Consider the following 11751-nt stretch of genomic DNA (forward strand, 5'->3'; position numbering starts at 1 on the left):
TTGCACGCCGCGGTCCGAGTGATGAATCAGTCCGGAAAGGTCGTCGCCGACGTGGGTGCGCTGCCAAATCGCCATGTTCAGCGCGTCCAGAGCCAGGTCGGTGTACAGATTCTTGGACAGCTGCCACCCGACGACCATCCGCGAATAGACGTCAATGACGAACGCCGCGTACACCCACCCGGCATACGTGCGGACGTAAGTGATGTCGGCGACCCACAGTTGATTTGGCCGCTCGGCGACGAACTTGCGTTCCACCAGGTCAGCGGGCCGCTCAGTCTCAGCCTTGGGCCGAGTGGTGCGCGGCGACTTGGTTCTCTGGACCCCCTTGAGGCCTTCGGCTCTCATGAGGCGTTCAACGGTGCAGCGGGCGACCTGGTGGCCGGCGCGGCCCAACTCCTTCCACAACTTCCGGGCACCGTACACGTGGAAGTTCTCCTCGTACATCGTGGTGATCGCGGCCGTGAGCTCAGCGTCGCGAACCGATCGCGCTGAGGGCGGTCGGGTCTTGGCGGCGTAGTAGGACGAAGGCGCGATCGCGGCGCTGGTCTCTGCCAGTGCGTCACAGATCGGCTGGACACCGTGCTCGTCCTTGTAGCGGTCGATGAACTCGACCTTCAGCGCTGTGGACGGTCCAGCTCCGCAGCGAAAAAAGCCGACGCCTGCTTCAAGATCGTGTTCGCCCGCCGCAGCTCACGGTTCTCCTTCTCCAGCTGCGCGAGTCGGGCATCGCGATCGGCAGACACCGACGAAGGGTCCTGGCCCTCGGCCTGGGCTTTGCGGACCCAGGTCCGCAAAGCCTCGCGGTGCACGCCGAGCTGCTCGGCGACACGCACGATCGCACCGTGTGAGCGGTCGGGGTCGGCCAGTGCTTCCAGCGCCATCCGCGTCGCTCGTTCACGAAGCTCATCCGGGTACTTGCGAGGTGCTCCCATAACTTTGATGATCCCTTCCCGGGTAATCGATGTCTCCATCAAACCCGGGGCGATGCAGCCTAAGCTGACAAGCCGAAGCTGCTAGACCTGTTCGTTACCCAGGACCAGGGTCTCGACGCCAATGCGAACTTGGAAAGTTCGCAGTTCAGACGCTAGTTGCCAACTCCCCCTCATCACAGGGCGGGCTCGTCACGCGGCTAGGCGCCCGTGCTCGATGCTCGCACCGGACTTGCCTGCCAGCCTGAGGATCACGACCTCTTCGGTGGCCGACACCGTCAGCGGTATATACCTCGATCCGTTTTTACCAACGGCGGTGTTCACCTCTGGCGAAACTACTCAGGAAGTGCGTTTCGAATAGCTGCCTCGATAAACTCAGACACGGTCTCCCCTTGTTGGATGGCCGCAATCTTGGCTCTCCGGTACACCTCAACATCAAGCGCTAGAGATGTCTTCGTACGCCGAGGACCGGCCGGACGTGCGGCTTCAGAAGCAGAGAACGTTTCCGAGACCGGCCGGATGGGAGCTGCGGCCCGTGGGCGCAAACTACGGCTCACCGGTTCCGATTTGCCACTCATTTAGTCACCTCAACGATCTCGTCCATCAGGTCTCGATAGCCGAAGAAGCTTGTTGGACTTGTGCCGAATGACTGGCGTATCGCCTGTCGCTTCCCAATCACATTCTCGAATACGAACACCCCTTCCGATTCAAGGGCCTCCTTTGTGAGCTCGAGCAGCTTAGTGCCGAGCTCAACGCTCGTGAGAAGGACGCCAGCTGGCTTATGTGCAGCAGCCTCCAACGTCGGCCAGACGCGCTGGAGGTCCAACCCAGACGGCGCAGTGGGGACCACGACAACATCAGCCGCATCGATCGCGGCCTGAATGATGTCAGCAGCACCCGGAGGCGTGTCGATCACTGTGATGTCGCTACTAGATGCGCGCGAAAGCGTGATCTTGTTCGCGGGCGAGACTTGAAACGGCAAAGGCGCACTCCCCTCCGTCGCAATCTCAGCCCAACTAGTGGCCGACCCCTGAGGGTCCGCGTCTAGCAACTCAGTCGACTTGCCCTGCGCGCTCGCGACCGTCGCTAGGTAAATGGCGGTGGTCGTCTTACCGACGCCACCCTTGGTATTAACTACCGCAATCTTCAAAACCCGCTACACCTCAATCTTCCTACACCTCGACACCGCTGTACCTATTGTGGTCATTACCTTGATACCAAAACTGCAGTACAGGAGCGCGCTAGCCACGCTGGACATCCCGAAATACCTTTGGACCGATAACGGTACATCAGTAATCACCGTTAGACCGGTACTGGTGTTGCGGTGTATACCGGTGTAGGTTTTGCGGTATACACCGCTGCGGATGTGTCGCAGCCGCTGACCGCCTACAGAGCCGTAGGCGGCGCCAAAAACTCCACCTCACCTAGGCGTGTCGATAGGATTTGTGGCGCCAAGTGTGGCAGTTTTCCTCCCATGGCGACGAAGCAGCGGGGCCCCGGGCGACCGTCATTCGGCGAGCGCATGCGCGTGCCCGTCCGTATGGCCCCTGAGGTGTACGAGGCACTTCGGGTGGAAGCCAGGTCTAGAGGCGTCTCGATGTCTCAATACTTGTCTGACCTCGCCGCCATCAATCTTGGCCTGCCCGAGGCCGTAGTTCCACCTGCAGATGAGGAGGCAATTTCAGCGTGAGGCGGTGGCCGGCCCGCGCCCGGCCAACAGTTGAACACCCCGCAACCCTGAAATGACTGATCCCGGCCCACTGGCAGGTGGACCGGGATCGAAAGTCAAGAGTTCGAGTTACCGCTCAAACTCGGTGTTGCTCACCGATTAGGAGAGCTGTGCTTCCAGGCACCTCTCAGAGTAAGTCATACCCATCGGATGGTCCAGTCGATCCGATCGGCGTGTCTCACTCTGACCGCGACAACCTCATACCCCCCGATCCCACCTGGTGGTGGGACTCCGTGGTGTCCGCGTGGAGTCCGCGCCCGTATGTGCGTGTCGACACGCACAAGGCGCATACCTTCGCCGCCACGCAACGTCTCACCGACGGCGCGCCGGGGGAAGATACACCTTTTGCGCTGCACTTGACCGATGAATCGGGCAAGTTTCGGCTCCTCGCCCTGGATTTTGACGCCCACCATGCTGGCTCAACCGCGGACCCAGACCTCGCCGCGTGCACAGCCGCCCTGACTGGCGCGGGCATCGAGCACCTGGTGTGCTCGTCAGGACCTGGTGGGGGATACCACGTATGGATCCGGCTGAGCACCGCCATCTCGGCGCACCGCCTGGCACCGATCATCGACGCTTTCTGTACCGCGTGGCCCTCGCTGGATCGGGGCCCGCTGTCCAACTCGCGTACAGGTTGTGTCCGCGCCCCGGGCTCGCCTCACCGCGCCGGCGGCACGTCAGTGCCCCTGACAGATCCCCATATCCGCCCGGTGTCCCTGCGAGCGTTGCGCACGCTACTCACGCAGCTGACACAACCACCTCAGACCAAGGGCACCTCCACCGCCGGTGCTGGGATCGCCCCAGTTCCTGTGCACGTCGACGCGCAAGGCCATCCGTACCTCTCCGGACCCAAACGCCCCCTGAACCCTCAGATCCGTGCCCTTGCCCGCGCCCCGATCACTGCCCGCACGGATGCCTCCGCGGTGGGGTGGTCAATCCTATTGGCCTGCGCCCACGCTCGGATGCAGTACCGCGACCTGCACGAGGCCGCTTTCACCGACCGGTGGCCCGGCCTGGAGTTTGTACGGACTAGCCGCACCGGTGCGGGGGAGCGCAGCCCTCGACTCGACGTGGCCGCCGAGTTGGCACGCCAGTGGGCCAAAGCCGTCACCGCTGCCAGCTACACCCAGCGCAGCACTGCAGGACCCTCGCCTGCCCGCCGAGTCGCCGAAGCCTTGGTCGCCGACCTGCTCACCCGCATGGACGCACGGCCCGGCCGGTGGACTGGCAAGACCGGAGCCCAGGACCGCCTGGTGCTCCTGGCGCTGGCCGCCCGCACGCTCGCCGCCGCAGCCACCGAGGTGCACCTGTCCGAGCGGGACTGGGCCCTCGCCGCCGGCCTGACCAGAGACGCCGTCGCCGACCGACTGAAAGTCCTTGGCCAGCAGGGGTGGGTCGCCCGCGTGCAGCGAGCGGCAGGCCCCTGGGCGACGGTGTGGCGGATCGTGAACCCCGGGGGCGGGAAGAAAAGAAGTGGCGCAGTATTTACTCCGGGGATGCAGAGTCAGCTTGACGCTGAGCTCGAGTGCGCCCGGGAAGATATCTGGCACGCTCGCCCCCTGGGGGTGTTGGGCATGCGCGTATGGACCCACATGTCCGCTGGTCGCGTATCAGTGCGTGAGCTGGCGACCAGGTTGGGTGTTTGTCCGGCGACGGTGCGCAGCAAACTGCGCGCACTGCGCTCTCTGGGTTTGTGCACCGCTGACGGCCGCGTGTACCGGAGTCGGTCGCGGTTAGCGCGAGCGGCCGTTGCTGCTGGTGTCGACGGTGCGCACGCTGATCGGGTGCGCCTATACCGGCTGCATTCGGCGGTGTTTGTGTGGTGGTTCACCACCCGGCATCAGCCGGAGCGCTCCGACGCGCTGGCCGAGTGGGGCGAATTCCCCGATCCTGCTGAGGCGGAACAGATCCATCCGACCGACATCGCGCTGGCCTACGGCGCCACCTCGACCGGCCCGCCAGTATCAGCCACCACCTGGGGCGCGGCGATGGCTGCCCAAGATCGCCATCGCGAGGCCGATCCCGACAGTTGGTGGGAACTGGTCGCCGCAGCCCGCGCCGCCCTACCCGCCCCCGACATGCTGCTCGCACCCCACCAATGGGCCGCCACCGCCGCCTGACCACTGGTGCCTGATGCCTCGGAGCCGGGGCGAGTCACCACAGGTCGGGGGAGGAGTCGGTAGACGGCCCCCATGGCGAGCTCGTCGTGATGTGGGTCTCCGGGCCGCGTTCTTGTTCTGCGGCACGGTGGGCCAGATAGGACTCAGCGAAGTCGTCAGACGCTGCGGGTGCCGGTGCGGTGGTGAGCGAGCCGTGGGTGGTCGCTAGCCACGCTGCGAGTTCGGTGTCGGTGGCCGGCGCGATTGGGGGAGGGGTGGGCAGGGCGTCCCGGTCCCGGTCCTCATTTGTCGCGTGACGTATCCGGTGCGCGATGACGGCCCCTGGATTGTCGGCGGTCTCCAGGTTCGCGGTGGCCTCGGCCCACAGCTCGCGGGGGTCGTGGCCGGTGGTGGCGGCGTTGGTCCAGGCTTGGGCGAGGGCGTCGTATTGGTCGCCTCCGGGCTCGAGGTGTCGGCTGTAGAGGCGCGGCAGGGCGTCGATGTAGGTGGGCAGTGTTGAGCTGGTGAAGGCTTGGGCAGCGAGGTCGACGCCGTGGCGGTACAGCGCTTCAATGCGCGCCGGGTCGGTGGCGCCTGTCATCTCCTCGCGCAGTGTTGCGGTCGCGGAGGCTTGGTGGGTGTCGCGCCTGAGGATGGCGGCCAGTACCTCGGCGGCGGTGGGGGCGTCGTGGTCGCCGGCGGAGTGCATGTGGGCGTCTTCGGCTGACAGGTCGACCGTGGGTTCGCACACGGCGTAGGCGCGGTTCTCTCGTCTGCCGCGGGTCATCGCGACGTACAGGCCGGCACGGTCCACCGAGGTGTCGACGACTGCGTGGGTGACATCGACGGTGGCGCCCTGGGCACGGTGGATAGTCGTCGCGTAGCCCAGGTGCATGCTCTTGCTCGCGTAGCTGGCAGGCACGACCATATCGTTGCCGGTGCCCCAGTCACGCACGCTTAGTGAGCCGTCGTCGGCGATGCCGGTGAGGGTGAATAGTTGGCCGTTGATCACCCGGCCGAGGTACTTGCTGTCGGAGGTGTAGAGCTTGGCGTTCTCACGGGCGATGATCGTGTCGCCGACGCCGACGGTGTCGCCTCGGGAAAGGCGCGTGGTGCGGGTGTCGTCGACGTGTCCGTGGGCGATCCGGTCGGCGCGGATGACCTCGTTGAGCGAGTCGACGTCGCTGTTGTTCGAGGCGATGACCAGGCTCTTGCGGCCGGCCTTGGTGTCGTCGAGGAAGGCTTGAACGGCGTCGGTGAGCATCTGCTCGCGGTGTCCGCCACGGATCCAGCCGCGGTGCGCGTAGAGGTCCAGGGCGTCGGTGTTGCCTTCGCGTAGGGCGAGCGTTGCGTCGGCCTGTTCGGTGTCTGCTCCCATGCGCATGACTTCGCTCAGTTCGACTGTTCCCGGGGTGCGGGTCAGGTCGGCGAACAGGCCGCCGGTCTCGACGGCGGCGAGCTGTTTGGGGTCTCCGATCAGGCGCAGGACCGCGCCGGATTCGGCGGCGATTTCGGTCAGCGCGGCGAGGTTTTCGGTGCTGGCCATGCCTGCTTCGTCGACTAGCAGCATGTCGCCGGGGCGGATGGTCACCGGCAGCGCCTCGAAGCTCCGGCCCGGGGCGCCCGGGTTGCGGCCGAGCCAGGTGAAGGTCACCGAGTCGATGGTGTGGCAGTCGGTGCCGATGTCGCCTGCCAGCACGCTGGCCGCTGCCGCGGAGGGCGCTAGACCGACGACGTGACGGCCCGTGTTCTCCCACGCCTGCACGACCACTTTCATGGCGGTGGTCTTGCCGGTGCCGGCCGGTCCGACGCCGGCGGCGAGCAGGGTTCCCGCTCCGACGAGGTGGTGGGCCAGTTCCTTCTGGCCGGTGTTGAGCGGCCAGCCTGTGGCCCTGGCGTGGGCGGCAAGTGCCTTCTCGAGCTTGGCGCGGGGTGCGATCACTGCCACGGGTGTGCGGGCTGCATCGAGGACGCGGGTCTCGGCGTCGAGCACGGCTTGGGTGGTGTACTTGGCGGCGCCTGCGTGCCGGTCTATTCCTGCGCCGGTGTGGCCGGTCAGGGGCTCGGGCAGGCTCAGTGGCTCAGGTGGCGTCAGCTCCACCATGAGCTCGCGAAGCGCGATGTCCATGACCTTGGTGTGGGCCTGGTCGAGGGCGCCTGAGGAGGCGAACCGGTAGCCCTTCAGAGCTGTGGATACGGCGGTGTCGACGTGCGACCGGCGGAACTGCGCGCGGCGCGACGACACCGATTGGACGGCCTGTTCAGCGACCTGTCGGGCGTGGCTGTCGGTGTCGAAAGCCTTGCGCTGCGCATCGGCGGTGGCCTGCTCGGTGACGTCTCGGGCAACGGATGAGACGGCGTCGGCGCCGATGGCCTGCTCAGCCACCTGGCGCCACTTGGCACGGTGCTCATCGAGGGATTGGGCGGGCTTTTTGGCGTCGCGGGTATCGAGGATCGCCTTCTGCCACAGGGCGTACGCCGCACGCTGGGTGGGTTGGCGTCCGCATCTGTCTACGTACTCGGCGACGAGTTGTTCGTAGACCGGGCGGGCGAGTGCTCGGCGCGAGGAGAACACGTCGATGAGACGGCGGTCGATGCCCTTGATTTCCCAGATCGGCGCTTTGTCCGGGTGCGGATAGTGCGCCTCGAACTCCAGACCCATCCGGCGGGAGAGCAGGTCGTGCAGGACAGCGTCGTAGCGGGCCGAGATCGCCTGGTGCATCTGGTGGATCGTCCGCGAATCCAGGGTGCGCCACCGACCGTCGGGGCCTTGCACCTTGTTGGCGATCAACACGTGCGAGTGCAGGTCCGGGTCTCCGCCACGGGTGTCGAAGTGCGTGAACTCAGCGGCGACGATGCCCTTAGTTTTCACCTGCTCGATGCCGCCGGCGCCCACGCGGGTGTAGATCGCATTGTCCTCGGCCCATCGCAGGGCCTCGGCCACGGCCTGATGGTGTAGCGCCGTCACTTTCGAGGCCGTGTGCTCGTCTGACAGAGCCCACAGAACGCTGACACTTTTGACCGGTGAGAAGGTGAAATCGAATCCGGCGACGGCCTGGCGGACCTTGTCCCGTTCGCGGTTTACCCAGGCGATGACGTCCTTGCCGGAGGCGTGTTCGTAGCCGTACTCGCTCGTGTAGAACGGGCGGGCCACGCTCTCGGCGAGTTGGTTTCTCTCGTCGGGAGTGGGGCGGCGACCCTCGGCAGTGAGGAACGATTTTTCAGCGGCGGAGATCGCCGCGAGCACGGGGACATCTCCGGAGTACAGGGGGTAGGCCCGGCCCAGCTTGCAGGAGGCCAGGCTCTTCCCTTCGGCCATCATCTGATCGGTGTCCGGGTGCAGACCTTCGCCATACAACGCGGCCATTTGGACCTCTCCCACGACTGCGCCGGCGGTTGCTGTCTCAGAGAGCAGGCCGGCCAATCCGCTGCCGATCCACCGCCCGGGCGGTGTGCCCTTGGCCGCGTAGTAGTCCGACAGCGACTTGCCCTCGGGGTCAGCGTCATGGGTGGCGACCGAGCGCAGCAGGTACTGGTATCCAGTACCGGCGTGCACCGCTCGGAGGCTCATCATGAGCCCCAGCGTAGAGGCGCCCCAGGGCGGCGTCTACGCACGGCGCGTCGGCGGCGCGCTGAGCAGGCGTTTTCCTGACGTCACTAGTAGTGCCTACTGTGTGAGGCTGTTTAGGCGAGCGACAGCGAGGATGATCTAGCACGGCCGGTGCTAGATGTGGTGCGGCGATCGGGGACCAGGACGGCGCGGCGATGACGGCGGCATGGTGGTTGGGCATTGCGGCACGATGGGTGGGGCAATAGGGTCGGGTGTCATGGCGGCTACCAAGACTGATTCACGTTCACAAACCGCACGGGCCAGGGCTCGTCAGGCGATGGCCGACGAGCTGGAGCGGGCGCGCAAGCGTGAGGCCAAGCTGGTCGCGGTGTTCTCGGCGATCGATGCCCGCGATGACGCGCAGATCGCCCTCGGCGATGCGCTGGTCGAGCTTCGGGACCTGGGCGTGGCGCAGGCCGAGCTGGCGGAGATGACCGGACTGTCCGCCCGCGAGGTCGGTGCCGCGATCCGCGCCGCCAAGGACAACACCACCGACACCGACGACACGGTCAACGATGCCGACGGCGGTGACACGCCAGCGGCGAATCAGACCTCGGCGGACACCAACGGTGACCAGCAGCCCTGAGCCTTCCTCGGGCCGGTGGTTCGAGGACATCCCGCTCCCGGGAATGGACGCCCGTCCCCGGCCACAGCCTGTCCCGACACGGTCCCGGCCCTACGACTCGACGCTGCCTCCGACCGAGGCGGCGATTGCCGCGTTTGAGTCCCGTGTCGTGCGCGCCCCGGGCGATGGATGTCACATCTGGACCGGCGCCATCTCCGACGGGTATGGACGGAACCGAGCGGAGTTGCATCTGGTTGGCCATTCGACCTCATTGTGAACCCGCTGAACGATCACTGAAACGCGCTTCACTATTACGCCAGCGTCGCTGGACCTCCACTTTAGCCATTGCATTAGACGACTCGATGTTGCATCGTGTGCAACATGGTTGTGAGGGGTGATCTCCCCGGTTCCGCACGCCAGGTCCTACCGGATGGCGTGACCTTCCTCGACGCTAAACCCGCCGTGTTCGAGGCGATGCTCGACGGCTGGGCGATGCAACAGCGCGCCCGATTTCTCAAAGCCAAGACGATCGAAGTACGTATCGCTTTGATCCGACGCTTCGCGGTGTTCGCCAACGAGTACCCGTGGGCTTGGGCGTGCGCGGACGTCGAGGCGTTTATCTCCGACCGTCGGCAGGCGGAGCGTTCGATCGCGATGTCCACGGCGCGGATGTACGAGATCACGATCCGGATGTTTCTGAACTACATCACCGATCCCCGGTACGGCTGGGCCTCGACGTGCCAGAAACTCTTCGACGCGGTGCCGCAGCAGATCCTGCACGAGTGGAACACCATCGTCCACACCACCGACTACGAAGGCGCCCCCGGGCGTCGGCCACTGACCTATGACGAAGTGCAGGCACTGTTCGATGCCGCCGACGGACGCGCCGAAGCGATCCCGGGAACAGGGCGCAAGGGCGCGCTGACCGCGCAACGCGACGCCGCGCTTTTGAAGACGATCTACGCGTTCGGGCTCCGTCGCCAGGAAGCGTGGGGCCTGGACGTGACCGACCTACGGCACAACCCCACCACCCCGGGCTACCGCGACTGTGGCGCTGTGTTCGTCCGGTTCGGCAAAGCGAGCAGGGGAGGGGCGGCTAAACGCCGCACTGTGTTGACCGTTCCGGAGATGGACTGGATCGTGCCGGTCCTGGAGAACTGGCGAAACGAAATCCGCCCACTTCTGGGATGCCGATCCCATCCGGCGTTGTGGGTCACCGAACGCTCGGACCGCATCTCGATGCGCCGCATCAACGACGCGTTCACCACCGCCCGCGACGCCGCCGGCCTGGACCCGGTGCTGGACCTGCACTGCCTGCGCCACTCCTATGTCACCCACCTGGTGGAGTTCGACTACCCCGAACGGTTCGTCTCCACCCAGGTCGGCCACTCCTATGCCGCGACCACCGCCATCTACACCGGCGTGTCCGACGAGTACCGCAACCGCCTGCTGCGCCGATCCTTGAGCCGCCACCCCGACCTTTGGGAGAGCCCGTGAACAAGAAAATGAGCTACACCTGGCACCTGCGCACCCTGATGGCCGAACGCGGACACTTCGCCACCAGCGACCTCGTACCGCTGCTGGCCGAACGCGGCGTCCACCTGTCCCGCGAACAGGTCTACCGCCTGGTCACCACCACCCCGCAACGCCTCAGCTTGGACGTGTTGGCCGCACTGTGCGACATCCTCGACGTCGACACCTCCGACCTCATCGAAATCACCACCGCCAACGTCTCGGTCACCAAACCCAACGGCACCGCAGACGCCAGCCATGCCCCGCCAGTACGACGCACCACAATTCGCCGACCCACAGGCTCATGACCGACCCCACGGCCGGCCTGGCGGCCATGCTCGCCTTCCTCCACCCCGACCACACCAAGACAGCACATTGCGCCGCGATCGCCGCCGCAGAACTGTTACCGGACGAGCTCCAACACGTACTCGACTACGTGCGCCGTCACCCCGCAGCAGTGCGGACCCGCCCAGACGATGCGCCGCCAGCACTGCACCGACTGCTCGACCAGATCGCGGCATTGCCCACCGAAGCGATCACCCCTCCACGATGCTCCGGCTGCGGCAAACAGCGTCGCCTGCGCTACCGCGCACCGAGTGGGGGACACTGGTGCCTGTCCTGCTACAACGCCTCTCGGCGAACACCGTGCCGGCGATGCGGAACCCTGGCGGCACCCGTCGCCCGCGAAGAGGACGGCGTGATCTGCGCCCCGTGCCGTCGCGCAGATCCTGATCGTCGACCACCATGCTCACGCTGCCAACGACCCCGCCCAGTGGCGTACCGCATCGACGGGCAACCCCTCTGCCAGGCCTGCGGGCCCAAGAAGCTGTACACCTGCAGCGACTGTGGACGCCCCGATCAACCGGCCCACGCCATCACCGACACCGGACCGCTCTGCCCGCGCTGTTACCACCTCAGCCGCCCTCGCACCTGCCACCACTGCACGCGATCCACGCCTCACGCCCGCCGCGACCCCGGCCTCCCAGGCAAGTGGATCTGCTATCGCTGCTACACCCCACCGATCGCCGAATGCACCATCTGCGGCCAAGAAAAACCCTGCGACAGGGGAGTGCCCACCGGGCGACCGATCTGCTCGTCATGCCGATCCAAACAACGACCCCACCGGCAGGCGGGGCCCGCAACCACAGAGTGCTGCACCGTATGCGGTCGCACCCGATCAGTGCGCATCACCCTGCCGCTCGGGCCAGTGTGCGATCCCTGCTGCCACCAGCTATGCGAGAACCCCATCACCTGCACCTCCTGCGGTCACCAGCGACCCCAGGCCGGACTCGACGCACACGGCCGAC

At 66.0% G+C, this 11751-nt stretch carries 8 protein-coding genes; 4 read left to right on the forward strand and 4 right to left on the reverse strand.

Translation table 11 applies throughout. The features are described 5' to 3' along the window. The 3 genes from OPF83_RS16900 to OPF83_RS16910 all read right to left on the reverse strand — a co-directional run. A partial coding sequence (locus tag OPF83_RS16900) for an IS3 family transposase (RefSeq protein WP_309297801.1) occupies positions 1-618 on the reverse strand: 618 nt, incomplete at its 3' end. Beyond that, the gene (locus OPF83_RS16905) at positions 615-932 is read right to left on the reverse strand and encodes a transposase (RefSeq protein WP_264888811.1); all 318 of its coding nucleotides are present in this window, start codon (positions 930-932) and stop codon (positions 615-617) included. The genes OPF83_RS16900 and OPF83_RS16905, both read right to left, overlap by 4 nt. A gap of 571 nt (positions 933-1503) precedes the next feature. Then, on the reverse strand, positions 1504-2079 hold the full coding sequence (locus OPF83_RS16910) for a ParA family protein (RefSeq protein ID WP_061917422.1): 576 nt from the start codon (positions 2077-2079) through the stop codon (positions 1504-1506). A gap of 1541 nt (positions 2080-3620) precedes the next feature. Between OPF83_RS16910 and OPF83_RS16915 the strand changes: the two genes are divergently transcribed. Further along, positions 3621-4778: a hypothetical protein gene (locus tag OPF83_RS16915; RefSeq protein WP_061917425.1), complete on the forward strand. Its 1158-nt coding sequence runs from the start codon at positions 3621-3623 to the stop codon at positions 4776-4778. A 34-nt stretch (positions 4779-4812) separates the two neighbouring features. Here OPF83_RS16915 and mobF read toward each other — a convergent pair whose 3' ends face one another. Beyond that, positions 4813-8331: a MobF family relaxase gene (gene mobF / locus OPF83_RS16920; RefSeq protein ID WP_264888812.1), complete on the reverse strand. Its 3519-nt coding sequence runs from the start codon at positions 8329-8331 to the stop codon at positions 4813-4815. Between the two features lie 253 nt (positions 8332-8584). Between mobF and OPF83_RS16925 the strand changes: the two genes are divergently transcribed. The 3 genes from OPF83_RS16925 (at position 8585) to OPF83_RS16935 (ending at position 10752) form a co-directional block, all read left to right on the forward strand. Next, positions 8585-8953: a hypothetical protein gene (locus tag OPF83_RS16925; RefSeq protein ID WP_264888813.1), complete on the forward strand. Its 369-nt coding sequence runs from the start codon at positions 8585-8587 to the stop codon at positions 8951-8953. A gap of 360 nt (positions 8954-9313) precedes the next feature. Beyond that, positions 9314-10429, forward strand: a complete 1116-nt coding sequence (locus OPF83_RS16930; protein ID WP_264888814.1) for a tyrosine-type recombinase/integrase — start codon at positions 9314-9316, stop codon at positions 10427-10429. Beyond that, a complete protein-coding gene (locus tag OPF83_RS16935; RefSeq protein ID WP_264888815.1) occupies positions 10426-10752 on the forward strand; it encodes a helix-turn-helix transcriptional regulator in 327 nt (108 codons plus the stop codon). The genes OPF83_RS16930 and OPF83_RS16935 overlap by 4 nt, the downstream gene beginning before the upstream one ends. Positions 10753-11751: the final 999 nt, after the last annotated feature.

The organism is Dietzia sp. NCCP-2495 (genome assembly GCF_026011735.1).
GTDB lineage: Bacteria > Actinomycetota > Actinomycetes > Mycobacteriales > Mycobacteriaceae > Dietzia.

What these genes read in the sequence shown, in the direction of transcription:
- OPF83_RS16905 (WP_264888811.1), bottom strand. Translation starts at nt 932, where the DNA reads ATGGGAGCACCTCGCAAGTACCCGGATGAGCTTCGTGAACGAGCGACG.
- OPF83_RS16925 (WP_264888813.1), top strand. Translation starts at nt 8,585, where the DNA reads ATGGCGGCTACCAAGACTGATTCACGTTCACAAACCGCACGGGCCAGG.
- mobF (WP_264888812.1), bottom strand. Translation starts at nt 8,331, where the DNA reads ATGATGAGCCTCCGAGCGGTGCACGCCGGTACTGGATACCAGTACCTG.
- OPF83_RS16915 (WP_061917425.1), top strand. Translation starts at nt 3,621, where the DNA reads ATGCAGTACCGCGACCTGCACGAGGCCGCTTTCACCGACCGGTGGCCC.
- OPF83_RS16930 (WP_264888814.1), top strand. Translation starts at nt 9,314, where the DNA reads ATGGTTGTGAGGGGTGATCTCCCCGGTTCCGCACGCCAGGTCCTACCG.